This window comes from Klebsiella sp. 2680 (genome assembly GCF_900198535.1).
In the GTDB taxonomy this organism is placed as follows: Bacteria; Pseudomonadota; Gammaproteobacteria; order Enterobacterales; family Enterobacteriaceae; genus Klebsiella; species Klebsiella indica.
Map to the genome: position 1 here is coordinate 644,936 of NZ_FZNJ01000003.1, position 25,659 is coordinate 670,594.

Sequence of the window (25,659 nt, forward strand, 5' to 3'; positions counted from 1 at the left end):
TGCAAACTTTGCGCGCGATAATAGCATACCCGGCTTTTTAGTTAAGCCATCAACCACTTCTGCCAGCTGGCATTCACCTGCTCACGCTCGCTGGAAAATGCCTCTGCCGCCACGTTCCCCGGCAGTTCCTGCAACGCCAGATGGTGCAGCGCATCGCGTAACGTGGTATACGCACGGGTCAGGGCCCACGCCTCTGCATCGTCCATAATGTCATTCTGCGCCAGCAGCTCCAGAATGCGCACGTTATCAGACCAGCGCGTGAGCTTCGGCTTATCGCTGGCATAGCGCAGAACCAGATACTGGGTAATAAATTCAATATCGGTGATCCCCCCCGTATCAGCTTTAATATCAAAGCGATCGGGATGCTTATTCCCGTGGTGAGCGCGCATTTTTTCCCGCATTTCCCGCACGTCTGTTTGCAGTTTTTCCCCTTTCCGCGGGGTAGTAAGAATATCCCGACGAATCGCATCAAAGCGGGCCTGCAGTGCGGGATCGCCATAGACCACGCGGGCGCGAACCAGCGCCTGGTGCTCCCAGGTCCAGGCTTCATTTTGCTGATAGTCAGCAAATGCATCGGCGGTCGTCACCAGCATGCCTGCCGCGCCTGAAGGACGTAAGCGAGCATCCACTTCGTACAGAATCCCTGAAGAAGTTCGGGTGCTGAAAAGGTGCATAATGCGTTGCGCCAGACGCAGGTAAAACTGACGCCCATCAATTTCGCGTTCGCCGTCGGTCATCACTTCCATCGGGCAATCATGCAGAAAGACCAGATCGAGGTCAGAACTGTAGCCCAGTTCCCAGCCCCCCAGCTTACCGTAGCCAACCACCGCAAAACCGCGCCCCTGCCGATTGTACAGATGCGTCGGCTGCCCATAGCGGGCTACCATCTGCAGCCACGCCTGCTGGACTACCGCGTCGATCATTGCTTCAGCCAGCCAGGTTAAGTGATCGCTCACTTTCATTACCGGCAGCGTCCCGGCGATATCGGCCGCGGCGATATGCAGCAGTTGCGCCTGCTTAAACTGGCGCAGCGCCTCCAGCTGCTGCTCTTCATCCTCTTCCGGCACACGCAACAGATACTGACGCAACTCATCGCGATAGGCATCGGTCGCCGTCGTCTGATAGAGCGTATTGGGGTCCAGCAGTTCATCCAGCAGCAGCGGATGCCGCGCCAGTTGGCTGGCTACCATCGGTGAAGCCGCACACAGGCTAATCAGGTGTTTTAAAGCGCCGGGGAACTCGCTCAACAGCTCCAGATAAGTGGTGCGGGTAACAATCCCGGTCAATAACGGCATAATGCGCGCCAGCGGCACCGGCGCATCCTCGCGTGAACAAATTTCGCTGAGCAGATGCGGCATCAGTTGATCGAGCACCTGACGACCGCGCGGGCCAATCGTGCGCCGATCCAGCTCTTTGCGGAAATCGGCGATCAGCGCCAGTACGCTGCGACGCTCGTTATCCGCCAGATGCGCCAGCGCCGGACTGATATCGTCTTCCTGCAGCCTATCCTGCCACAATTCACGCCAGTGCTCTGCGAGTTGCTCATCCGGCGATTGCGCGTCATCATCGCCAATTAATTCATTAAAGACATTGCGCACATTTGCCATCTGTTCAGCTAGCCTGGCGCTAAGCGTATCCCAGTCGGCGACGCCCATGCCCCACGCCAGCCGGGCGCGATTCAGCGCATCCTGCGGCAAGGTTTGCGTCTGCTCATCGTTGATGCTTTGCAGCAGATTCTCCAGGCGACGTAAAAACAGATAGGCCTCGCGCAGCCGGTTCGCATCACCTTCCGGCAGCAAACGCAGCGCTTCAATGGCGGCCAGCGTCGGCAACAAGGCCCGCTGTTGCAGCATCGGTTCGCGCCCGCCGCGGATCAACTGAAACACCTGGACGATAAACTCAATTTCGCGGATCCCCCCCGCGCCCAGCTTGATATTGTCCTTCAGCCCCCGGCGACGCACTTCGCGGGCAATCATTCCCTTCATATTACGCAGGGACTGGATCACGCTGAAATCGATATAACGGCGGAAGACAAACGGCCGCAACATGGCGCGCAGCTCGCTGGCATAGATGCCATCGTTATCTCCCATAATTCGCGCTTTCACCATCGCATAGCGCTCCCAGTCACGCCCTTGTTCCTGGTAATAATCCTCCAGCGCGGCGAAGCTAAGCACCAGCGGGCCGCTATCACCAAACGGACGCAGGCGCATATCGACGCGGTAGACAAAGCCATCCTGAGTCGGCTGATCCAGTACCTTAATCAGCCGTTGCCCAAGCCGGGTAAAAAACTGCGCGTTATCCAGTTCGCGACGTCCGCCGCGGGTGGAGCCTTTCTCCGGCCAGGCGAAAATCAGGTCGATATCGGAGGAGAAGTTTAACTCGCCGCCGCCGAGTTTCCCCATCCCGAGGATCAGCAATGGCTGCGGCGAGCCTTCAGCATTACACGGAGTGCCCCATTCGCGGCAACAGACGGCGTAAAGCCAGTCGCGAGCGGCGACAATTAACGTCTCCGCCAGTACGCTTAGCTGCTGCAAACAGCTCTCTTCGCCGATCAGCGATAGCGCCTGAGCCCAGGCGATACGCACCATAATCCAGCGGCGGAACTGGCGCAGCTCACGCATCAACGCCGCTTCATCATTCACCTCCGCGAGGCGAGCCTGTAGCCAGTCGGCGTAATGACGCCACTCCTGAGCCTCGGGCGGCGAGCTTTCGAGTTCCGCCAGCCATTGCGGCTGGGCTGTCAGACTCTGTTCGACGAAATCGCTGAATACCATCACCGATTGCGCCTGCTCACTCAACGTCGATACGGGAAAATCCGCTGGCAGCCGGTTTATAACCGTCTGCCAGTGTTGCTCTAATTGCGAAGAAAGCGGCATCTTAAAGGGCTCCCTGGCCTGAATTATCGTTTTCCACTATGCAGCCAGAACGGCTCCGCTGCCAGCGCCCGGCGACGGAAATAGTCGATAACGCTACTGTCGTTATGCGCAATCGCCCGGCGGGTTTCTTGCCAGTTTTCCAGCCACGGTTCGGCAACGTCAGCGTAGGCTCCGGCCAGTAGCTGAACGGTATCAATCTCGCGGTCCAGGCGCGGAAGCTGATCGCTATAATCATCGCCCGATGGCTGGCGGAAGGCGTTTTTCAGCTCCGCCGCCGCTCTGGAGAGCTGAATATCAGCGAAACGCTTAAACGACCCGCCAATTTTCTGCTCTCCGGCGGCATTGAGGAAAGGACGCCAGCCGCGATTCACCAGCCATTCGATGAGCGCCAGCTTCGCATCAACGATCGCCACGCCAAAAAGCGCCGCCTCGGCCGTTTCAGCCTCCGCCAGCGCCGCTTCAGCTGCGCTCAACCGTTCACGCAGTTGAGTTGTGGCTTTACGCGGGACAATGCCGCCAAATAGCACCAGCGCATGACGCACGCGGGCGATGGCATGCAGAATCTCCGTTTTCGCTTTTGAATTACCGCGACTGAGAACTTCATCATGATAAAGCCAGTGCGCCAGCGCGTTTTCCAGCGCCGCTTCCAGACCCTGTTCGACGCTGGCCTTTGGCACAACCCGAAGAACAGATAATGCCGTCACAGGGCGCTCATCGTTACCCTGCGCCAAATGATAGCCGCGCGCCGCCTTGCTCAGGCTTCCCTGACGCAGTACACCGCTCTCCAGCAAGCGATGAGCCAGGCTCAAAATATCCTGCGGATTCCCGGACAGCAGCTCCAGTTCGAGCTCGCAAATCGGTTCCTGCTGCTCGCCCGCTTTGATTTCCCCCTGATCGAGAGCAATCTCAATTTCACTGTCGCCTTCTTTCACGACCCATCTTTCACGCGCAAAATCGGTGCTGAAAAGCGGTTGTACACTCTGCGCAAGTTCCGCTGGCAGTTCACCCTGCGGCCAGACGTCGACCGGCAGACGCGCAAGCGCCAGTTCGGGGTTTTCCAGCGGGATATTATATTCCGGGCGCTGATGCAGCCCGCCCACTACGCGTCCGGCGATCTTCAGCGTCATTTCATAACGCCCCTGGTCACCGCGAATGCGCAGCCCCATATCGTGGCGGCGCAACCAGTTGTCCGCCGTTTCGTAATAGATATTCAGCAATTGGCCCGCAGGCGTGTGCTTTGCGTCCAGGGCATTAAGGCGCTGACGCAGCGCATCAACGCCATCCTGAGCAACGATAAACTTTAATTCGATTTCTTGAGCCATGACTGAATTCTTCCGCTTATATGCTGTGCCGGGAAATTGCGGCGAACTAACAACAATATTTCTTGTCAGTAAATAGTATTTTGCGGCGAATCGCCATGCAATGTGCATTTTACCGGGCCACCTGATGGATGATTCCGATTGTGGCGGAAAACTTTGCGTCGCTTCGGCGATACCACTACTATCGTTCAACTTTTTATGATCAAACGATGACCTGATGCCAAAATTACGCCTTATTACATTAACTTTGCTGGCGCTTAGCGCGGCTACGGCGGTTCACGCGGAAGAAAAGCGTTACGTTTCAGATGAACTGAATACCTGGGTTCGCAGCGGTCCAGGTGATAACTATCGTCTCGTGGGCACCCTTAACGCCGGTGAAGAAGTCTCGGTACTGCAAACCAACGACAACACGAACTATGCACAGGTGCGCGACAGCAGCGGCCGGACGGCCTGGATCCCGCTGAAAGAGCTGAGCGATCAGCCCAGCCTGCGCATCCGCGTACCGGACCTGGAGAACCAGGTCAAAACCCTGACCGAAAAGCTGAATAACATTGATACCACCTGGAAGCAGCGCACGGCGGACATGCAGCAGAAAGTCGCCGGTAGCGATGCCGTCATCAACGGCCTGAAAGAAGAGAACCAGAAGCTGAAAAACGAGCTGGTTGTTGCGCAGAAAAAGGTAAACGCCGCAAATCTGCAGCTTGATGACAAACAGCGCACCATTATCATGCAGTGGTTTATGTACGGCGGCGGCGTCCTGGGCGTTGGCCTGCTCCTCGGTCTGGTGTTGCCACACCTGGTACCCAGCCGCAAGCGCAAAGACCGGTGGATGAACTAATTCGTCTTCTCTGCCAGACTTACGTATCATCGTAAAAAATGAATACGGGAGAGTAAGGCGTGAAGGTTTATCTGGTCGGTGGTGCGGTTCGGGATGCGTTATTAAAGCTGCCGGTTAAAGATAAAGACTGGGTCGTGGTCGGCGCAACGCCTCAGCAGTTACTGGACGCGGGCTACCAGCAGGTGGGCCGCGATTTTCCCGTGTTCCTTCACCCCCAAAGCCGCGAAGAGTATGCCCTGGCGCGTACCGAGCGAAAATCTGGCGCCGGTTATACAGGTTTCACCTGCTATGCCGCAGCTGATGTCACCCTTGAACAAGATCTGCTGCGTCGCGATCTGACCATCAATGCGCTGGCTCAGGACGCCGAGGGCCAGATTATCGATCCCTATGGCGGCCTGGCCGATTTACGCCATCGCCTGCTGCGCCATGTCTCTCCCGCCTTTAGCGAAGATCCGCTGCGCGTACTCCGCGTGGCGCGTTTTGCCGCCCGCTATGCGCATCTGGGATTCCGTATCGCTGATGAAACCCTGGCGCTGATGCGCGCAATGGCCGATAACGGCGAGCTTGCGCACCTCACGCCCGAACGGGTGTGGAAAGAAACCGAAAGCGCCCTTACCACCCGTAACCCGCAGGTTTTCTTCCAGACGTTACGCGACTGCCGCGGTCTCAAGGCGCTGTTCCCGGAAGTTGACGCCCTGTATGGCGTACCGGCTCCGGCGAAATGGCACCCGGAAATCGACACCGGTCTGCATACCCTGATGACCGTCACTATGGCGGCAATGCTCTCACCGGAGGTCGACGTGCGTTTCGCGACCCTGTGCCACGATCTCGGAAAAGGGTTAACGCCGAAAGCGCTGTGGCCGCGCCATCACGGCCACGGTCCGGCTGGCGTTAAGCTGGTCGAGCAGCTCTGCGCCCGATTGCGGGTACCGAACGAGATCCGCGATCTGGCAAAGCTGGTCGCCGAATTTCACGATCTGATACATACCCTGCCCATGTTGCAGCCAAAAACGCTGGTCAAGCTGTTCGATAATATCGACGCCTGGCGCAAACCACAGCGGGTCAAAAAAATCGCCTTAACCAGTGAAGCCGACGTTCGCGGTCGCACTGGTTTTGAGGCCTGCGACTATCCCCAAGGGCGTCTGCTGCTGGAAGCCTGGGAGGTGGCCCGGTCAGTGTCAACAAAAGAGGTGGTGGCTGAGGGGTTTCAGGGCATCGGGATTCGCGAAGAGCTGACGCGTCGACGGATTCAGGCCCTTGAACGATGGAAAGAAAAACGCTGCCCTCAGCCGCAGGGCTGAGGGCAGGATGTTATCAGAAGAAGACCACGTAGACCGCCGCCGCGACGATAAAGCGGTAGATGGCAAACGGGATAAACGAGATACGTTTAATCAGTTGCAGGAAAGTTTTAATGGCAATCAGCGCAACGATAAACGCCGTGACAAAACCGACAGCAAACATCGGAATATCGCCAGCGTTAAGGAAACCGATGCTTTTGTACATGTCCAGCACGGTTGCACCCATCATCATCGGTACCGCCAGCAGGAACGAGAACTCAGAAGCGGCATAGCGGCTGACGCCCATCAGCATCCCGCCTGAAATGGTCGCTCCGGAGCGCGAAAAGCCCGGCCACAGCGCCAGACACTGGAAACAGCCGATCACAAACGCCTGACGATAGGTCATATCATCAATACCCACCGCACGCGGCTGTTTTGGCTTCAGCACTTCCGCCGTAATCAGCAACACGCCGCCGACCACCAGCGCATACATCACGTTCACCGGGTTAAACAGCGACTTAATGGTGTCGTGGAAAATCAGCCCCAGCACCACCGCCGGGAGCATTCCCAGAAGAATATGGATAAGCGACAGACGACCGCTGCCCAGACCTTCGTGTTCTGGCGGCTTACCAAAATGAATACCGATAAGACCGAACAGACGACGCCAGAACATCACCACCACCGCAAGAATAGAACCTAGCTGAATCACTACTTCAAAAGTATTCGCGGTATCGCCTTCAAAACCCAGCAAATGACCGACTATAATCATATGACCCGTACTGGAAACAGGTAAAAACTCTGTCAACCCTTCAACCACACCCAATATTGCCGCCACCAGCAGCGAGTGTATATCGCTCATCCAATTAAACCCTTTAAAAAGTAAAATGAAAAAACCAGGAACGAAGAAAACGGAGCTATCAGATGCCATTATTGCGGACAATCTGACCGCAGACAGCGCACAGAAACAGGCGCGTGCAGGTTAAACACGCGAATGTCGAGCGCGGCTCCGGGACAAACGGCAAAGCAAACAGTCTGATGGCCAGCTTCTATGACCGGTATAAACGCAATTTGTTTAACAAGTATGACCTGAAAAATTTTGTTTCAGATTATGACCACGCTCAATAATGACGCCAACGTTGGCCGCCCGGGCTACCGCGCCAGGCTTGCTGACTTTAATACGTACCCATGGAGATGGAAAATTTTCCAACAACAGGTCGGCAACCTCTTCCGCCACGCGCTCGACCAGCGCGAAGCGCGCCCCTGCAACGTGGTTGATGACCAGCTCGCTGATATCAGCATAGCTGAGACAATCGTTTACATCATCACTGGCCGCCGCTTTGCGGTTATCCCACGCCATTTCGATATCGAACACCAGCTTCTGTTCGATGGTTTGTTCCCAGTCATAAACACCAATCGTGGTGATTACCGAAAGTTGCTCTATAAATACAATATCCATCACGACCTGCTCGCTTTTTGGCTAAACCGGATACCACTTCCGGCCAATTATGCGTATTATCCACAGATGCAAAGATATCCCCTAAACAATTTGCGCGGCGGGAAAGCAGCGGTGCAGTCAACTTGCGGGAGCATAGCGCGGCTATGTGTCCGGGCAGATCAATGCGCCACTCACGCGCAGATGGCAGGGGATAAAACAACACTTTCAAAATGGAACAGCTGATGAGTGCAATCGCGCCTGGACTGGTTATCCTCGCCTACCTCTGCGGCTCAATCTCCAGCGCCATTCTGGTGTGCCGCCTCGCTGGCCTGCCCGATCCACGCGACTGCGGCTCCGGCAATCCAGGCGCGACTAACGTCCTGCGAATTGGCGGCAAGGGCGCAGCCGTAGCGGTGCTTATTTTTGACGTGCTGAAAGGCATGCTGCCGGTCTGGGGGGCGTGGGCGCTGGGCCTCACGCCATTCTGGCTTGGTCTGGTAGCGATTGCCGCCTGCGTGGGCCATATTTGGCCGATATTCTTTCATTTTCGCGGTGGTAAAGGCGTAGCTACCGCTTTCGGGGCCATTGCCCCTATCGGCTGGGATCTCACCGGCCTGATGGCCGGCACCTGGCTGCTCACCATTCTGCTCAGCGGTTACTCTTCCCTGGGGGCTATCGTCAGCGCGCTCATCGCGCCGTTCTACGTCTGGTGGTTCAAACCGCAGTATACGTTCCCGGTTTCGATGCTTTCATGCCTGATCCTGCTGCGCCACCATGACAACATTCAGCGTTTGTGGCGTCGCCAGGAGACCAGAATCTGGAACCTGTTCAAAAAGAAGAAAAAAGCGCCAGAGAAGAAGTAATCTTTGTGGCAAAGGGTTAAATCGCCGCGACGCCTGCCCATTGCTTAACCGATAAATACCATCAAAAATTCAGTGGTGGCGAGTCAGATATAAGCTTTTCATATGACCGGGATACCAGGTCCCCGATCAATACTCTTTGCTGTTGTTTTATCTTGATTTTGCAGGGGCACGACATTGTACGGCACCGTGTTATCACCGAATAAAAAAGGCTGGCAGGCCACGCTTGACCTCCGCTTTCAATTGCTCGGCGGGAAGACTACGCTCGTCTCCAGCCGTCATGTCGGTCCACTCACCGTTCAGCGCCCGTTTTATCCAGAAGAAGAGACCTGCCACCTCTATGTGCTCCATCCCCCCGGCGGCATCGTCGGCGGCGACGACCTGACCATTAACGCCACCATTGAACCCGGTTGCCATACGCTGATCACCATGCCCGGCGCCAGCAAGTTTTATCGCAGCAGCGGCGCGCAGTCCCGACTTCAGCAAACCCTGGCGCTGGCCGGGCATGCCACGCTTGAGTGGCTGCCGCAGGACGCAATATTTTTTCCCGGCGCGAACGCTTCGCTGCGCACCGAATTTCACCTCTCCTCTTCCAGCAAGCTGCTGGCCTGGGACCTGTTATGCCTTGGCCGCCCGGTGATCGGCGAAGCCTTTAACTACGGCGCTATCGCCAATCGGCTGGAAGTATGGGTAGACGACGCGCCGCTGCTGATTGAGCGCCTGAGCCTGGCTGACGGAGAGCTGGCAAGCGTCGCGGAGCAGCCGTGGGTGGGAACCCTGCTGTTCTACCCGGCGAACGAGATGCTGCTGGAAGGCGTGCGCGACAAACTTACGCCGTTGGAGAATTACGCCGGTGCCACCCTCACCGACGGCCTGCTGACGGTGCGCTTTTTAAGTAATAATAATCTGCTTTGCCAGCAGGCGATGCGCGATATCTGGCAGTTTATGCGCCCACACCTGACCGGCAAATCTCCGGTACTCCCCCGAATCTGGCTGACTTAAGAGAACGCTATGGAACTGACACCCAGAGAAAAAGACAAGCTCTTGTTGTTTACCGCCGCGCTGCTGGCGGAGCGTCGCCTGGCCCGCGGCCTGAAACTTAACTATCCGGAATCCGTGGCCCTGATTAGCGCTTTTATTATGGAAGGCGCTCGCGATGGCAAAAGCGTTGCGGCGCTAATGGAAGATGGACGCCACGTTCTGAGCCGCGATCAGGTCATGGAAGGCGTACCGGAAATGATCCCCGATATCCAGGTCGAAGCCACTTTTCCGGACGGCTCGAAGCTGGTCACCGTTCATAACCCGATAATCTGAGGTGACGCGATGATCCCAGGAGAATATCAGGTCAAACCCGGCCAGATAGCGATTAACGCAGGCCGCGCAACCTGCCGCATTATCGTTGAAAATCACGGCGACCGGCCGATTCAGGTCGGCTCACATTACCACTTCGCCGAGGTCAATCCGGCGCTCAAGTTCGATCGGCAGCAGGCCGCGGGCTATCGCCTGAACATCGCCGCCGGAACCGCGGTGCGCTTTGAGCCGGGCCAGAAACGCGAGGTAGAGCTGGTGGCGCTTGCCGGTACGCGCGCGGTGTATGGTTTTCGCGGCGAGGTCATGGGCAATCTGGAGGCAAACGATGAGTGATATTTCACGTCAGGCCTATGCCGACATGTTCGGCCCCACCACCGGCGATAAAGTTCGCCTGGCAGATACCGAACTGTGGATCGAGGTCGAAGACGATTTGACGACCTACGGCGAAGAGGTCAAATTCGGCGGCGGTAAAGTGATCCGCGACGGCATGGGTCAGGGGCAGATGCTGTCCGATGAATGCGTCGATCTGGTGCTGACCAATGCGCTGATTATCGACTACTGGGGGATCGTCAAAGCCGATATCGGCGTCAAAGACGGACGGATCTTCGCGATCGGCAAAGCCGGAAACCCGGACATTCAGCCCAACGTGACGATCCCGATCGGCGCGGCGACGGAAGTGATCGCCGCGGAAGGCAAGATCGTCACCGCTGGCGGCATCGATACCCATATCCATTGGATCTGCCCGCAGCAGGCGGAAGAGGCGATGGTCTCCGGCGTCACCACGATGATCGGCGGCGGCACCGGCCCGGCAGCGGGCACCAACGCAACGACCTGTACGCCGGGGCCGTGGTACATCTCGCGGATGCTGCAGGCGGCGGATAGCCTGCCGGTCAATATCGGTTTGCTGGCAAAAGGCAACGGTTCAAATCCGGATGCGCTGCGTGAGCAGGTCGCGGCGGGGGCTATCGGCCTGAAAATTCACGAAGACTGGGGCTCAACCCCGGCGGCGATCGACTGCGCGCTGACCGTGGCCGACGAGATGGACGTTCAGGTCGCGCTACACAGCGACACGCTCAATGAGTCCGGCTTCGTCGAAGATACCCTGGCCGCTATCGGCGGGCGCACGATTCATACTTTCCATACCGAAGGCGCGGGCGGCGGCCATGCGCCGGATATTATTACCGCCTGCGCGCACCCCAATATTCTGCCGTCGTCCACCAACCCGACGCTGCCCTACACTGTCAACACCATTGACGAACATCTGGACATGCTGATGGTTTGCCACCACCTCGACCCGGATATTGCCGAGGATGTGGCGTTTGCCGAATCGCGGATTCGTCGGGAAACCATCGCCGCGGAAGATGTCCTGCACGATCTCGGCGCGTTTTCACTCACTTCGTCTGATTCGCAGGCCATGGGCCGCGTCGGCGAAGTGGTACTGCGGACCTGGCAGGTCGCGCACCGCATGAAGGTTCAGCGCGGCACGCTGGCGGAAGAGAGCGGCGATAACGATAACTTTCGTGTTAAGCGCTATATTGCCAAGTACACGATTAATCCGGCGCTGACCCACGGTATCGCCCATGAAGTCGGCTCGCTCGAAGTCGGCAAACTGGCGGATATCGTACTGTGGTCCCCGGCGTTCTTCGGTGTGAAACCGGCGACGGTCATCAAAGGCGGCATGATCGCCATGGCGCCAATGGGCGATATCAACGCGTCTATCCCGACGCCGCAGCCGGTGCACTATCGTCCGATGTTCGGCGCGCTGGGCGGTGCCCGTCACCACTGCCGTTTGACCTTTCTGTCGCAGGCAGCGGCAGAAAATGGCGTTGCCGAACGGCTGAACCTGCACAGCGCGACGGCGGTGGTTAAAGGTTGCCGCACGGTACAAAAAGCCGACATGCATCACAACGGCCTGCTACCCAATATTACCGTCGATTCGCAAACCTACGAGGTGCGTATTGACGGCGAGTTGATTACCAGCGAAGCGGCGGAAGTGTTACCGATGGCGCAACGTTATTTCCTGTTTTAAGGAGCGCGAATGCTTTATTTGACCCAACGGGTGGAGATCCCGGTACAGGCCACCGCCAGCGTCACGCTGCCGATTGATGTGCGGGTAAAAAGCCGCATTAAAGTCACCCTTAACGATGGTCGTCAGGCTGGCCTGCTGTTGCCACGCGGCCTGCTGTTGCGCGGCGGCGACATCCTTAGCAATGAAAACGGCAGCGAATTTATCGAAGTCATCGCCGCCGATGAAGCCGTTTCGGTCGTGCGCTGCGACGATCCCTTTGTGCTGGCGAAAGCCTGTTATCACCTCGGCAACCGCCACGTACCGCTGCAGATTATGCCCGGCGAGTTGCGCTACCATCACGATCACGTACTGGACGACATGCTGCGCCAGTTTGGCCTGACCGTTGATTTTGCTCATCTGCCGTTTGAACCGGAAGCCGGTGCCTACGCCAGCGAGTCTCACGGTCATCATCATCACCATGAGCACAGTCATTAAATGCCGACGCCGGAAAAACGCCTGCGGCTGATGCAGCTTGCCAGCAGCAGCCTCCCGGTTGGCGGCTATAGCTGGTCTCAGGGGCTGGAGTGGGCGGTGGAAGCAGGCTGGGTACCGGATGCCACGGCCTTTGAGCGCTGGCAACTGCGGCAGATGGAACAGAGTTTTTTTACCGTCGACCTGCCGCTATTCGCCCGGCTCTATCAGGCATGCGAAGCAAACGATCTGGCATCGGCGCAGCGCTGGACCGCTTATCTGCTTGCCTGTCGGGAGACCCGTGAACTGCGTGATGAAGAGCGCAATCGCGGCGCGGCCTTCACCCGTTTACTCACCGACTGGCGGCCGGACTGCCCGCCTGAGTGGCGCAAAATTTGTCAGCAAAGCCAGCTAACCGGCATGGCCTGGCTCGGCGTACGCTGGAAAATCGCTATCCCCGATCTGGCCCTCAGCTTTGGCTACAGCTGGATTGAGAGTGCGGTGATGGCGGGCGTCAAGCTGGTGCCCTTCGGCCAGCAGGCTGCCCAGCAGTTGATTCTGCGCCTGTGCGACCGCTATGCGGCGGATATGGACAGCGCCCTGGTAGCCCCGGATGGCGCTATCGGATCGGCAATGCCGCTGGCGGCAATTGCGTCCTCCCGCCACGAAACCCAGTATTCCCGATTATTCCGTTCTTAGGAGAAGGTATGAACACGATTAAGCAACCGTTGCGCGTCGGCGTCGGCGGTCCGGTCGGCTCCGGTAAAACCGCGCTGCTGGAAGCGCTCTGCAAAGCCATGCGCAACACCTGGCAACTGGCGGTGGTCACCAACGACATCTATACCAAAGAAGATCAGCGCATCCTCACCGAGGCTGGTGCCCTGGAGCCTGAGCGTATTGTCGGCGTCGAGACCGGCGGCTGCCCGCATACCGCCATTCGGGAAGATGCCTCAATGAACCTTGCGGCGGTGGAAGCCCTGAGCGAAAAGTTCGGCAACCTCGATCTTATCTTTGTGGAAAGCGGCGGCGATAACCTGAGCGCCACCTTCAGCCCGGAACTGGCGGACCTCACCATCTACGTGATCGACGTGGCCGAAGGGGAAAAAATCCCCCGTAAAGGCGGGCCGGGGATCACTAAATCCGACTTTCTGGTGATTAACAAAACCGACCTTGCACCCTATGTGGGCGCATCTCTGGAAGTCATGGCGCGGGATACCCTGCGCATGCGCGGCGAACGCCCGTGGGGCTTCACCAACCTGAAAAGCGGCGACGGCCTGCAAAGTATCATCGCCTTTATCGAAGACAAAGGCATGCTCGGCAAGTAACCTTTGCACCATTCCGGCGCAGAGGCGTCGGAATGGTGCGCGCCATGCCCTCTCGTTAGTCATCTCCTTCCCGCACCCTGATAGCCCCTGCCCTGCGATGTGGCATAAGGTTTGCTAATTCCAGACATGCCTAACCATTAAGGAATGATTATGTCATCGCTGGATATTAAAACTGATTTACCTGCGCAAACCACTGCCTCCGGCTCAAAAGAGACGCTGGAGGATTATACCCTTCGCTATGCGCCCCTCAGCTTTCGCCGCTGGGGACCGGGCGTTGTCGCGGTAACCGCATTGGGCGGTATCGCCTATCTGGCGGACTTTTCTATCGGCGCCAGCATCGGCATGGCATGGGGCACGACCAATGCGATTTATGCGATCCTGCTGGCGGCGCTGGTCATTTTCCTCACCGGTATCCCGCTGGCAATCACCGCCGCACGCTACAACATCGACCTTGACTTAATCACCCGCAGCGCCGGTTTCGGCTACTTTGGCTCGGTGATCACCAGCATTATCTTCGCCGGGTTTACCTTTATCTTTTTCGCCCTCGAAGGCTCAATTATGGCGCAGGGGCTGCTGGTGGGATTAGGGATCCCGCTATGGATCGGCTACCTTATCGCCACCATGATGGTGCTGCCGCTGGTGGTATACGGCATGAAAGCGCTGACCCGTCTACAGGTATGGACGACGCCGCTGTGGCTGGTATTGATGGTGGTTCCGGTAGTCTGGCTCATCGCTAAAGACCCGGACCTGGTAGACGGCTTTATCCATTTCACCGGTAAGAACAACGCCTCGACGGTGGATTTAACCGCCATTATGCTCGGCGCAGGCGTGTGTCTGTCGCTGATCATGCAGATTGGCGAACAGATCGACTATCTGCGTTTTATGCCGCCTAAGACCGCTGAAAATAGCAAAAGCTGGTGGCTGGCGGTGTTCTCCGCCGGGCCAGGCTGGGTGGTATTAGGCGCGATTAAACAGATTATCGGCGCTTTCCTCGGCTTCTATCTGCTGACCCGTTTCCCGGCGGTACACAATACCGAACCGGTACAGCAGTTCGTCAGCGTTTTTGATAATCTGGTTCCCGGCTGGCTGGCGTTAACGCTCGCCGTAGTACTGGTGGTTATCTCGCAGATCAAAATTAACGTCACTAACGCCTATTCCGGTTCGCTGGCATGGACCAGCGCCTGGACGCGCACCACGAAGCGTTATCCAGGGCGGATTATTTTCGTCATCGTCAATCTGGCGATTGCCCTCGCGCTGATGGAAGGCGATATGTTCAGCGCGCTGGCGTGGATCCTCGGTTTCTATTCCAATTTCGCTATCGCCTGGGTAGTGGTGGTCGCAACCGATATCACCGTTAACAAAGGGCTACTGAAACTGGCGCCGATGCAGCCGGAGTACCGTCGCGGGATGATTTACAACGTCAACCCGGTGGGCGTGGTGGCTTTTGCTCTCGCAGCAGGCCTCTCGATCAGCGCCTTCTTTGGTCTGACAGGCGATACGCTGGCACCGTTCTCACCGCTCATCGCGCTGGTGGTGGCGTTTGTGATGACCCCGGTAATGGGAATCATCACCCGCGGACGCTATTACATTAAGCAATACGATGATGGTATCGCCGAGCCGCGCTACGATGCGCAAGGCCATGCGTCAACCACAGTTTACCGCTGCATTCGCTGCCGGGAAGCGTATGAACGTCCTGACGTGATGCATTCGCACAAGCACCAGGGCACAATCTGCTCGCTGTGTAAAAGTATGGAATAGGTTCGAAAGGCAGGCCGATGTTGCGTCGGCCTGTTAAATAGCAGCGATTAGGCCGCCGGTAGTTCCGCCAGCGGCCAGCGGGGACGGACGGTCACGCCGAGATCCGCTTTTGCGCCAGAGTGCAGACGAACCATACCCGCATAGGCAATCATCGCGCCGTTATCGGTACAGAATTCAGGGCGAGCATAAAAGACTTCTCCGCCGCGTTTTTTCATCATTTCCGCCAGCTTCGCGCGCAGCGTGCGGTTAGCGCTGACGCCCCCCGCCATCACCAGACGTTTAAAACCGGTTTGTTCCAGCGCGCGACGACACTTAATCATCAGCGTATCCACCACCGCATCTTCGAAGGCGCGGGCAATATCGGCGCGCGTCTGCTCGTCATCGCCGTTGCTGCGGATGGTATTCGCGGCAAAGGTTTTCAGGCCAGAGAAGCTGAAGTCCAGTCCGGGACGGTCGGTCATCGGGCGGGGAAAGACAAAACGCCCTTCAGTGCCCTGCGAAGCCATTTTCGACAACATCGGGCCGCCGGGATAATCCAGCCCCAGCAGTTTCGCGGTCTTATCGAAGGCTTCGCCCGCCGCATCATCAATGGATTCGCCCAGCAGCTCATACTGACCAATGCCGGTCACGCTGATGAGCTGCGTATGGCCGCCGGAAACCAGCAGCGCGACAAAAGGATATGCTGGCGGGTTATCTTCCAGCATCGGCGCCAACAGGTGCCCTTCCATATGGTGTACCGGGATCGCCGGAACGTTCCAGGCAAACGCCAGCGCGCGGCCTACCGTCGCGCCAACCAGCAGCGCGCCGACCAGCCCCGGCCCCGCCGTGTAGGCGACGGCATCAATCTCTTTCGCCGTCATCCCCGCTTCTTTTAGCGCCGCCTGAATCAGCGGTACCGTTTTACGCACATGGTCGCGCGAGGCCAGCTCGGGCACGACGCCGCCATAGTCGGCGTGTAATTTCACCTGACTGTACAGCTGGTTGGCTAGCAGACCTTTTTCGTCGTCATAAATAGCGATGCCGGTTTCATCGCAGGATGTTTCAATTCCCAATACACGCATGGCTAGTTTTACCTCATTTCACTACCGCGCAGTGTAGGGCCAATACCGGTTGATGTATAGACTAAGAATGTCAGGCCGCAGCATGCCGACGACGCTGCGCATCCCCGGCGCGTACGGACAGTACGTGGTCGTGGTAAGCGACAAATCCGTCCGGTACAGATTTGAACGCCGTGTCGTGGCGGCCCGTAAGGGCGAGGCTCATGGATGGGCCGGGTAACAAAGCCAACGCATCCGCAGCCTGAAAGACGACGGAGATAAAACTTTCCTCACCCCTGGTGTTCAGTTCGTGTATACTCCCAGTCCTTATAAAAGTCCCTTTCAAAAGTCGCGTCGGTGCTTTACAAAGCAGCAGCAATTGCAGTAAAATTCCGCACCATTTTGAAATAAGCTGGCGCCGATGCCAGCGGCAAACCGAATTTATCAAAGGTGAGAGTTACATGCCGGTAATTAAAGTACGTGAAAACGAGCCGTTCGACGTAGCACTGCGTCGCTTCAAACGTTCATGCGAAAAAGCAGGTGTTCTGGCGGAAGTTCGTCGTCGTGAGTTCTATGAAAAACCGACTACCGAACGCAAACGCGCTAAAGCTTCCGCAGTGAAACGTCACGCGAAGAAACTGGCTCGCGAAAACGCACGCCGCACTCGTCTGTACTAATCTATTGAGAGCCCGGCTCTCAATTCAGAGCGAGTTGTAGTTGTAAGGCCGTGCTTCCGGAAGGAATGCGCGGCTTATTTTCGTTTATGCATTAGCATATACACTCAATCATTCAGGATCGATTTAAGACGGCAAGGGCGTGAGTCCCGGAGCTTACCAGGGTAAGTAACGAGCGCTGCCGGGGCAGAGACATCCTGAAAGGTGAGGCGTATAAAACGGGGCATATGGCTGGACGAATCCCACGCGTATTTATTAATGACCTGCTGGCGCGCACCGACATCGTCGATCTGATCGACGCGCGGGTAAAGCTGAAAAAGCAGGGCAAAAATTTTCACGCGTGCTGTCCGTTCCATAACGAAAAAACCCCCTCTTTCACCGTCAACGGTGAAAAACAGTTTTACCACTGCTTTGGCTGCGGCGCGCACGGCAACGCTATCGACTTTCTGATGAACTACGACAAGCTCGAGTTCGTGGAAACCGTCGAAGAGCTGGCTGCGATGCACAACCTTGAAGTGCCCTATGAAGCAGGCAACGGACCCAGTCAGATTGAGCGCCATCAGCGGCAGAATCTTTATCAGTTGATGGAGGGTCTGAACACGTTTTATCAACAGTCTCTGATGCAACCTGCCGCCGACCCCGCGCGCCAGTATCTGGCAAAACGCGGCTTAAGCAGCGAGGTGATTACGCGCTTTGCGATTGGCTATGCCCCTCCCGGTTGGGACAACGTGTTAAAACGTTTTGGTGGCAATCAGGAGAATCGGCAATCGCTCATTGATGCAGGCATGCTGGTCACTAACGATCAGGGGCGCAGTTATGACCGTTTCCGCGAACGGGTGATGTTTCCCATCCGCGATAAGCGGGGCCGGGTGATTGGTTTTGGTGGTCGCGTGCTGGGTGATGCCCTGCCGAAATACCTTAACTCTCCGGAAACCGATATTTTCCATAAAGGCCGCCAGTTGTACGGCCTTTATGAAGCACAGCAGGACAACGCCGAACCGCCCCGTCTATTGGTGGTCGAAGGTTATATGGATGTGGTGGCGCTGGCGCAATTCGGCATAAACTATGCGGTTGCGTCGTTAGGTACGTCGACGACCGCTGACCATATTCAGCTGTTGTTCCGGGTGACTAATCAGGTCGTTTGCTGCTATGACGGCGACCGGGCTGGCCGTGATGCCGCCTGGCGCGCACTGGAAACGGCGCTGCCGTATATGACCGATGGACGCCAGCTGCGCTTTATGTTTCTGCCCGATGGCGAAGACCCGGATACGCTGGTGCGTAAAGAAGGGAAAGAGGCATTTGAAGCGCGGATGGAGCAGGCTCAGCCGCTCTCCACGTTTTTGTTCAACAGTCTGTTGCCGCAGGTGGATTTGAGTACGCCGGACGGGCGTGCACAGCTCAGTACTTTAGCGCTGCCGCTGATAAGCCAGGTTCCGGGCGAAACGTTGCGCATTTATCTGCGTCAGGAGTTGGGTAACAAGTTAGGCATTTTAGATGACGCCCAGCTTGAACGTTTAATGCCTAAACTGTCTGAAAATAGCATCCAGCGCCCGGCTCTACAGCTAAAACGGACGACCATGCGTATACTTATAGGGCTGCTGGTGCAAAACCCGGCGCTGGCGCCGCAGGTACCGCCATTAGAAGGTCTGGATTCGCGTAAGATGCCGGGGCTGGGTTTATTCAACGAACTGGTTAAAACCTGTTTGTCTCAGCCTGGTCTGACTACCGGGCAACTTTTAGAGCAGTACCGTGGTACAAATGAAGCCGCAACCCTTGAAAAACTGTCGATGTGGGACGATATAGCAGATAAAGATATTGCTGAAAAAACCTTCACCGACTCGCTCAATCATATGTTTGATTCACTGCTGGAACTGCGACAAGAAGAGTTGATCGCTCGCGATCGCACACACGGTTTAAGCAGTGAGGAACGCCGGGAGTTCTGGGAAATCCGACAGGCTCTGGAAAAAAAATGAATTTAACGGCTTAAGTGCCGAATATCGTTCGGGAAGCCCCCGACAGCCGCGCAGAGGCGCAGCGGCAATTATATAAGTAGGCCCTCGCTTTAAATGTCGGCGGCTCGTCTGCTGACACCAATCAAACGAATTAAGTGTGGATACCGTCTTATGGAGCAAAACCCGCAGTCACAGCTGAAGCTTCTTGTCCAACGTGGTAAGGAGCAAGGCTATCTGACCTATGCCGAGGTCAATGACCATCTGCCGGAAGATATCGTCGACTCCGACCAGATCGAAGACATCATCCAAATGATCAACGACATGGGCATTCAGGTGATGGAAGAAGCGCCGGATGCCGATGATCTCCTGCTTGCTGAAAATAGCAACAACACTGACGAAGATGCGGAAGAAGCTGCTGCTCAGGTACTCTCCAGCGTTGAGTCTGAAATCGGACGGACAACCGACCCGGTGCGCATGTATATGCGTGAAATGGGTACCGTCGAGCTGCTGACGCGTGAAGGTGAAATCGACATCGCCAAACGCATTGAAGACGGGATTAATCAGGTTCAGTGCTCGGTTGCCGAATATCCGGAAGCGATCACCTATCTGCTTGAACAGTACGATCGCGTTGAAGCGGAAGAAGCGCGTCTGTCCGATCTGATCACCGGTTTCGTCGATCCAAACGCCGAAGAAGATATGGCGCCAACGGCGACGCACGTCGGTTCTGAACTCTCTCAGGAAGAGATGGATGACGACGAAGATGAGGATGAAGAAGACGACGACGACAGCGGCGATGACGACAACAGCATCGACCCGGAGCTGGCGCGCGAGAAATTTGCCGAGCTGCGTACACAGTACGAACTGACCCGCGACACCATCAAAGCGAAAGGCCGCAGCCACGCCGCAGCGCAGGAAGAGATCCTCAAACTGTCTGAAGTGTTCAAACAGTTCCGTCTGGTGCCGAAGCAGTTCGACTACCTGGTTAACAGCATGCGTACCATGATGGATCGCGTTCGTACTCAAGAGCGTATCATCATGAAGCTGTGCGTTGAACAGTGCAAAATGCCGAAGAAAAACTTCATCACGCTGTTCACCGGCAACGAAACCAGCGAAACCTGGTTCAATGCCGCCGTGGCGATGAACAAGCCCTGGTCCGAGAAGCTGCTTGACGTGAAAGAAGACGTTCAGCGCGGCCTGATGAAACTGCAGCAGATTGAGCAAGAGACCGGCCTGACCATTGAGCAGGTAAAAGATATCAACCGTCGTATGTCCATCGGTGAAGCAAAAGCCCGCCGTGCGAAAAAAGAGATGGTTGAAGCGAACCTGCGTCTGGTTATCTCCATCGCCAAGAAATATACCAACCGCGGTCTGCAGTTCCTCGACCTGATTCAGGAAGGCAACATTGGCCTGATGAAAGCGGTTGATAAATTTGAATACCGTCGTGGCTACAAGTTTTCCACTTACGCAACCTGGTGGATCCGTCAGGCGATCACCCGCTCTATCGCCGATCAGGCGCGCACCATCCGTATTCCGGTGCATATGATTGAGACGATCAACAAGCTCAACCGTATTTCTCGCCAGATGTTGCAGGAAATGGGCCGCGAGCCAACACCGGAAGAGTTGGCCGAGCGCATGCTGATGCCGGAAGATAAAATTCGTAAGGTGCTGAAAATCGCCAAAGAACCTATCTCCATGGAAACGCCGATTGGCGACGATGAAGATTCGCATCTGGGCGATTTTATCGAGGATAACACCCTTGAGCTGCCGCTGGACTCCGCCACTACGGAAAGCCTGCGCGCCGCCACTCACGATGTTCTGGCAGGCCTGACCGCCCGTGAAGCGAAAGTCCTGCGTATGCGTTTCGGTATTGATATGAATACCGATCACACGCTGGAAGAAGTGGGTAAACAGTTTGACGTTACCCGCGAACGTATTCGTCAGATCGAAGCGAAAGCGTTGCGTAAACTGCGCCACCCGAGCCGCTCTGAAGTACTGCGCAGCTTCCTCGACGATTAATTATCGCCGGTTATTACAAAAAGCCTGTCTGAAGCCAGTCGAATGACTGGCTTTTTTACGCCAGTTGTAAACCACGACCGGAGAACATAACGCTGATTGTTTAAGAGAATCTGAACGTTCGGTATGACCGGCACTGGAGGGGATATTCACGGTTAAATAAAGATGATTTTCCCGATTAAAGCCCTCGCGTCGCCAGCGCATCATCCAGTTCCCGATAGGCATCCACCAGTTTATCCAACGTCGCCCTGTTCAGGCCGCTGGGATTCGGCAACACCCATACCTCCGTTGTGCCGATGGTCACCTGCTGCTTTCCCCATCGTACGCCACGCGCCTGAAACGCTTTTTCAAACGCCTGTTTACCGAGGATCGCCAGTGCTCGCGGCTGATATTCTTCCATTTTCCTGACCAGTTCCCGGCCACCATCCCGTAGCTCCAGCAAGTCGACCTCGCTGGCCTGCACCGTCGGCCGTTCGACTAACATGGTAATCCCGCAGCGCGTGTCCAGCAGGTGCAGCTCCTCTTCAGGCCTGAGAAGACGGTCAGTAAATCCGGCCTGGTGAATCACCTTCCAGAATCGATTACCCGGATGGGCGAAATGAAAACCGGTATGGGCAGAAGACTTCCCTGGGTTAATACCGCAAAAAACCACCCGCAGGTCCGGTGCCAGAATATCGTTAATCATATTTTCCCATCTCAATACCCAAAAGGTAATTATAACGGATTGAAAATGCGTTGTTTATAAAAACAGCAGCCGCGCGTTTTAGGCTGGATTGCGGGCATCAGTTACTTTATAATCCCTCGCCACGGCCCCTTAGCTCAGTGGTTAGAGCAGGCGACTCATAATCGCTTGGTCGCTGGTTCAAGTCCAGCAGGGGCCACCAAATATCAAGGGCTTACGTGAAAACGTAGGCCCTTAGTCTTTTCCAGGATACCCACGCGAGGTGTAAGTATCCCGGCAAACCGCACCATTCGCTGTTAATGATCTTTCGCTACGCTGAATATATCCCCTACCCCGGTAATCCCCATTATTTACATCACTTCATCCCATCAATAGCCTGTCTTCGGCAGTTCAAAACATTCTCGCGTCAGCCATCCTGAAACTATGCTGGCTGTTGTTGTAACTGATACCCGCCTTGCTCCAGCGGTTTTAACATCGGCAGACAGCCCAACAACCGCCGGGTATAGGGATGGCGCGGATTATCCAACACATCGTCACTCCAGCCGCTCTCCACCAGCTCGCCTTTCTCCATGACCAAAATACGGTCTGCAACCTGCTCAACCGCCCCAAGATCGTGGGTGATAAAAAGGCAGGCGAAACCATAGTGGTTCTGTAACCGTTTTAACAACTGCAGAATCTGTTTTTGTACAGTCATATCGAGAGCTGATGTTGGTTCATCTGCGATGATAAACGCAGGACGGCGGATAATCGCCCTGGCGATCGCGACCCGCTGACGCTGTCCTCCCGACAACTGATGCGGATAACGGGTCAAAAACATCTCGCCCAGTCCCACCTCATCAAGAACCTCACGTACACGTTGCTCGCGAGCACGGCGATTCATCGTTGCCACCAGCAGGAGCGGCTCTTCAAGGATCTGCGCGATGTACATTCGCGGATCCAGTGAAGAAAATGGGTCCTGCTGAATCATCTGACATTCGCGACGCCAGCGGGAAAGCAGTTTCTTATCCGCATTGCTAATCAAATGCCCGCGGAACGCCAGGGTCCCACGACTGGCCTTTAACATGCCGGCAATCAGTTTGCCGATAGTCGTTTTACCTGATCCGCTGGCCCCGACCAGCGCGACAGTCTCCCCCGCGCGCACGTTAAAACTGACGCCGTTTACCGCTTTCGTCACGGAAGCCGAACGAAACCACGCTTTACGGCCGGTATAGGTAATCTCGACATCAGTCAGCGCGATCACGCTTTCCGCCGCTAATAAGCGCTGCCGATCCGGAGGGGGCTGGCGTACCGGCAACGCTTCCAACAGACGGCGGGTATAAGGATGCTGCGGATCCGCTAACAGACGTTGGCTACTGTTCTGCTCCACCAGCTCACCCTGTTCCATCACCATAATGCGCGAGGCATAGCGTGCCACCATCGATAAATCATGGCTGATAAGGATCACCGCGCTGCCCTTTTCCGCCGTCAGCGTCAGCATCAATTCCATCACTTCATGCTGTACCAGCACATCAAGCGCCGTAGTCGGTTCATCGGCAATAATCAGTTTCGGCTCCAGCAGCATCACCGCGGCAATCATAACCCGTTGACGCATGCCTCCGGAAAACTCATGGGGATAACGCCCAAGCAGACTTTCTGCCTCCGTTAAACCAACTCGCTCCAGCATGGCAATGATTTTTTCTCGCCGCTCACGTTCCGTCAGTGAGGTATGCAAAACCAACCCTTCATCAAGCTGGCGGCCAATGGTCATCGCCGGATTCAGAGAGGTCATCGGTTCCTGGAAAACCATGCCGATTCCCGCACCACGCAGGCGCCGCAGTTGTTCCTGATTAAGCTGCTGTAAATCCTGACCATCGAACATCATGGCGTCTGCCTGGCTGACGATACCGGCAGGCAATAGTTTGATGAGGGAGCGCATCGCCAACGTTTTACCACTGCCTGACTCACCTACCACAGCCAGCACTTCTCGCGGCTCCAGAGAAAAAGAGAGGCCTTTCACCACTTCACGCTCCGCCGCATTCACCCGCAGGTTGGTCACCTGCAATAATGGCGTCTGATTGTTCATCATTGCATCCTCGGATCAAGATAATCACGGAGCGCATCACCCAGCATATTGACGCCCAGCAGCGCCAGAGAGATACAGCCCCCCGGGAGCAGAGCCAGCCAGGGCGCTTGTGCCAGATAACTACGACTTGCTGCCAGCATATTTCCCCATGTCGGCTCCGGCGGCGGCACGCCCAGCCCTAAGAAAGAGAGTGCGCTTTCCGAAATTAACACCCAGCCAAGCATCGACGTCCCGAGTACGGTAAGCGGCGCAAGACAGTTCGGCAGAACATGTCTGCGCAAAATGGTCAGTTCGTTATGCCCCATTATCCGGGCGGCTGCGACAAAATCCGCTTCCCGTAGCCCCATGACCGTTCCACGCACAATACGTACCACCGACGGCGTATACGCCAGTCCCAGCGCGAGAATAATACCGTAGCGGTTATTACCGAGGATGCTTAGCAACCCCAGCGCCAGAAGGATGCCGGGGAACGCCAGCAATGTATCGGTTATCATCATAATGAGCCGGTCCACCACACCCCGCAGATAGCCGCTAATCAGTCCCAGAACAATACCGACCAGCAGGGCGAAGCCCACCGTCACCAGCGAAATGGTCATGCTGGCGCTGGCCCCAGCCAGTAAGCGACTGAGCACATCACGGCCATATTCATCGGTGCCGAGCAGGTATTGCGCGCCAGGCGCCTGCAGACGCGCCAGAATATTTATCCGACCAGGATCAAACGGCGTCCAGAAAAAGCCCAACACGCCAGCCAGCACGATGATGCCAATCAATGTCATCCCCAGCAGGGCATTGGGCGCGAGAGACATTCGTCTTTTCATCAGGCGGAAACCCTCGGATTAAATAATGGATAAAGAGCATCAATCAGCAGATTGGTCAGAACGTAGAGCGTGGCGATAAACAGCATACAGCCCTGGATCACTGGATAATCACGTGCGTAAATAGCATCAACCAGCAGGCGTCCCAGGCCGGGAAGACTGAACACCGTCTCTGTCACCGCTACGCCGCTCAGCAGATTGCCGAGCGTTAAGCCAATCAGCGTCCATGTTGGACCAAAAGCGTTAGGGAACACATGACGCGCCAGTACGGTGCGCTCGCGCAGCCCTTTGGCACGCGCGTGGGAAACGTAATCCAGCCGCAGCACTTCCAGCGTACTGGCGCGCATCATGCGCACCAGCGCCCCTATCTCAACCAGCACCAGCGTCATTACCGGCATCAGCAGATACAGAACCCCAGCTTTCAGGTTGTCGCTTAACGCGACGTAACCAACCACCGGCAGCCAGCCCAGATGCAGGCCAAACAACAACAGGATAAGCAGCCCCATCCAGAAGCTCGGAATCGACAGCAAAAAAGTGGAAAACATAACCAGGCCGGTATCAAGCGATGAGTTTTGTTTCCACGCCGCCAACATTCCGGCGGGTACAGCCAGCAGCGAAGCTATCGCGATCGCCGCCAGCACCACGCTGAGCGTCACGCCGAAGCGTTGCAAAATTAGCGGCAATACGCCCTGTCCACTTTGAATCGAATGGCCGAAATTACCCTGCAACACGTTGCCAAACCAGATAATGAACTGCTGCACCATTCCCTGATCCAGGCCCATGCTGTGACGCAGATCGGCAAGGCTCGCTTCCGTCGCCATATCGCCCAGCATCAGCAGCGCAGGATCTCCCGGCACCATGCGCGTGAGCAAAAAGACCATCACCGTTACCAGCAGCAACGTGGGAATGGCGGTCATAATACGGGTAAGCAGGAACTGCAACATGT

24 protein-coding genes and 1 tRNA gene are annotated in these 25,659 nt (G+C 56.2%); 15 read left to right on the plus strand and 10 right to left on the minus strand.

The annotated features are described in order from the left end of the window. Positions 1-41 precede the first annotated feature (41 nt). Positions 42-2,876: a bifunctional [glutamate--ammonia ligase]-adenylyl-L-tyrosine phosphorylase/[glutamate--ammonia-ligase] adenylyltransferase gene (gene glnE / locus FN037_RS16180; protein ID WP_142502697.1), complete on the minus strand. Its 2,835-nt coding sequence runs from the start codon at positions 2,874-2,876 to the stop codon at positions 42-44. A 23-nt stretch (positions 2,877-2,899) separates the two neighbouring features. Beyond that, positions 2,900-4,198: an inorganic triphosphatase gene (locus FN037_RS16185; protein ID WP_142502698.1), complete on the minus strand. Its 1,299-nt coding sequence runs from the start codon at positions 4,196-4,198 to the stop codon at positions 2,900-2,902. 214 nt (positions 4,199-4,412) lie between these two features. Between FN037_RS16185 and FN037_RS16190 the strand changes: the two genes are divergently transcribed. Then, complete coding sequence (locus FN037_RS16190; protein WP_138362500.1) at positions 4,413-5,033, plus strand: TIGR04211 family SH3 domain-containing protein; 621 nt, start codon at positions 4,413-4,415, stop codon at positions 5,031-5,033. 59 nt (positions 5,034-5,092) lie between these two features. After that, positions 5,093-6,334, plus strand: a complete 1,242-nt coding sequence (locus FN037_RS16195; protein WP_142502699.1) for a multifunctional CCA addition/repair protein — start codon at positions 5,093-5,095, stop codon at positions 6,332-6,334. Between the two features lie 13 nt (positions 6,335-6,347). On the opposite strand, the gene bacA is transcribed toward FN037_RS16195, so the two are convergent. Then, positions 6,348-7,169, minus strand: a complete 822-nt coding sequence (gene bacA / locus FN037_RS16200) for an undecaprenyl-diphosphate phosphatase (RefSeq protein ID WP_138362498.1) — start codon at positions 7,167-7,169, stop codon at positions 6,348-6,350. A gap of 213 nt (positions 7,170-7,382) precedes the next feature. Then, positions 7,383-7,766: a bifunctional dihydroneopterin aldolase/7,8-dihydroneopterin epimerase gene (gene folB, locus FN037_RS16205; protein WP_138362497.1), complete on the minus strand. Its 384-nt coding sequence runs from the start codon at positions 7,764-7,766 to the stop codon at positions 7,383-7,385. Positions 7,767-7,987: 221 nt separating this feature from the next. On the opposite strand from folB, the gene plsY reads away from it, so the two are divergent. From plsY to FN037_RS16250, 9 genes are all read left to right on the plus strand, one after another. Continuing rightward, positions 7,988-8,608: a glycerol-3-phosphate 1-O-acyltransferase PlsY gene (gene plsY / locus FN037_RS16210; protein WP_142502700.1), complete on the plus strand. Its 621-nt coding sequence runs from the start codon at positions 7,988-7,990 to the stop codon at positions 8,606-8,608. Between the two features lie 174 nt (positions 8,609-8,782). Further along, entirely contained in the window at positions 8,783-9,607 is an 825-nt protein-coding gene (locus FN037_RS16215) for an urease accessory protein UreD (RefSeq protein ID WP_138362495.1), read from the plus strand. A 9-nt stretch (positions 9,608-9,616) separates the two neighbouring features. Continuing rightward, the gene (locus FN037_RS16220; protein ID WP_138362494.1) at positions 9,617-9,919 is read left to right on the plus strand and encodes an urease subunit gamma; all 303 of its coding nucleotides are present in this window, start codon (positions 9,617-9,619) and stop codon (positions 9,917-9,919) included. A gap of 9 nt (positions 9,920-9,928) precedes the next feature. Then, positions 9,929-10,249 carry an urease subunit beta gene (locus tag FN037_RS16225; RefSeq protein WP_138362493.1) on the plus strand — a complete coding sequence of 107 codons (321 nt, stop codon included), beginning with the start codon at positions 9,929-9,931 and terminating at the stop codon, positions 10,247-10,249. Further along, entirely contained in the window at positions 10,242-11,945 is a 1,704-nt protein-coding gene (gene ureC / locus FN037_RS16230) for an urease subunit alpha (protein ID WP_142502701.1), read from the plus strand. The genes FN037_RS16225 and ureC overlap by 8 nt, the downstream gene beginning before the upstream one ends. Positions 11,946-11,954: 9 nt before the next feature. Next, entirely contained in the window at positions 11,955-12,419 is a 465-nt protein-coding gene (gene ureE / locus FN037_RS16235) for an urease accessory protein UreE (RefSeq protein ID WP_138362491.1), read from the plus strand. After that, positions 12,420-13,094, plus strand: a complete 675-nt coding sequence (locus FN037_RS16240; protein ID WP_142502702.1) for an urease accessory protein UreF — start codon at positions 12,420-12,422, stop codon at positions 13,092-13,094. 8 nt (positions 13,095-13,102) lie between these two features. Then, the gene (gene ureG, locus FN037_RS16245; protein WP_138362489.1) at positions 13,103-13,720 is read left to right on the plus strand and encodes an urease accessory protein UreG; all 618 of its coding nucleotides are present in this window, start codon (positions 13,103-13,105) and stop codon (positions 13,718-13,720) included. Between the two features lie 150 nt (positions 13,721-13,870). Beyond that, positions 13,871-15,478 carry a purine-cytosine permease family protein gene (locus tag FN037_RS16250; RefSeq protein ID WP_142502703.1) on the plus strand — a complete coding sequence of 536 codons (1,608 nt, stop codon included), beginning with the start codon at positions 13,871-13,873 and terminating at the stop codon, positions 15,476-15,478. A gap of 47 nt (positions 15,479-15,525) precedes the next feature. Here FN037_RS16250 and tsaD read toward each other — a convergent pair whose 3' ends face one another. Together tsaD and FN037_RS24645 are read right to left on the minus strand one after the other, a co-directional pair. After that, on the minus strand, positions 15,526-16,539 hold the full coding sequence (gene tsaD, locus FN037_RS16255) for a tRNA (adenosine(37)-N6)-threonylcarbamoyltransferase complex transferase subunit TsaD (RefSeq protein ID WP_138362487.1): 1,014 nt from the start codon (positions 16,537-16,539) through the stop codon (positions 15,526-15,528). 70 nt (positions 16,540-16,609) lie between these two features. Beyond that, positions 16,610-16,741 (minus strand): hypothetical protein, encoded by a 132-nt coding sequence (locus tag FN037_RS24645; RefSeq protein ID WP_260607893.1) that lies wholly within the window; start codon positions 16,739-16,741, stop codon positions 16,610-16,612. 235 nt (positions 16,742-16,976) lie between these two features. On the opposite strand from FN037_RS24645, the gene rpsU reads away from it, so the two are divergent. The 3 genes from rpsU to rpoD all read left to right on the plus strand — a co-directional run bounded on the left by rpsU (position 16,977) and on the right by rpoD (position 21,157). Continuing rightward, a complete protein-coding gene (rpsU, locus tag FN037_RS16260; protein ID WP_001144069.1) occupies positions 16,977-17,192 on the plus strand; it encodes a 30S ribosomal protein S21 in 216 nt (71 codons plus the stop codon). 224 nt (positions 17,193-17,416) lie between these two features. Further along, positions 17,417-19,162, plus strand: a complete 1,746-nt coding sequence (gene dnaG / locus FN037_RS16265) for a DNA primase (protein ID WP_138362486.1) — start codon at positions 17,417-17,419, stop codon at positions 19,160-19,162. A gap of 150 nt (positions 19,163-19,312) precedes the next feature. Next, positions 19,313-21,157 carry an RNA polymerase sigma factor RpoD gene (gene rpoD, locus FN037_RS16270; RefSeq protein WP_138362485.1) on the plus strand — a complete coding sequence of 615 codons (1,845 nt, stop codon included), beginning with the start codon at positions 19,313-19,315 and terminating at the stop codon, positions 21,155-21,157. Between the two features lie 175 nt (positions 21,158-21,332). Here the strand turns inward: rpoD and mug are convergent, their stop codons facing one another. Continuing rightward, positions 21,333-21,839, minus strand: coding sequence for a G/U mismatch-specific DNA glycosylase (gene mug, locus FN037_RS16275; protein ID WP_138362484.1), 507 nt, complete (start codon positions 21,837-21,839; stop codon positions 21,333-21,335). A gap of 123 nt (positions 21,840-21,962) precedes the next feature. Between mug and FN037_RS16280 the strand changes: the two genes are divergently transcribed. After that, positions 21,963-22,038: transfer RNA gene (locus FN037_RS16280), tRNA-Ile, on the plus strand. A gap of 219 nt (positions 22,039-22,257) precedes the next feature. Here FN037_RS16280 and FN037_RS16285 read toward each other — a convergent pair. Genes FN037_RS16285 through FN037_RS16295 form a run of 3 tightly spaced genes read right to left on the minus strand, consistent with a single transcriptional unit; the run spans position 22,258 to position 25,657 of the window. Beyond that, positions 22,258-23,901, minus strand: a complete 1,644-nt coding sequence (locus FN037_RS16285; RefSeq protein WP_142502704.1) for a dipeptide ABC transporter ATP-binding protein — start codon at positions 23,899-23,901, stop codon at positions 22,258-22,260. Continuing rightward, positions 23,898-24,704 (minus strand): ABC transporter permease, encoded by an 807-nt coding sequence (locus FN037_RS16290; RefSeq protein WP_260607894.1) that lies wholly within the window; start codon positions 24,702-24,704, stop codon positions 23,898-23,900. Before FN037_RS16290 ends, FN037_RS16285 begins: the two co-directional genes overlap by 4 nt. Positions 24,705-24,715: 11 nt before the next feature. Beyond that, positions 24,716-25,657, minus strand: coding sequence for an ABC transporter permease (locus FN037_RS16295; RefSeq protein WP_142502706.1), 942 nt, complete (start codon positions 25,655-25,657; stop codon positions 24,716-24,718). Positions 25,658-25,659: the final 2 nt, after the last annotated feature.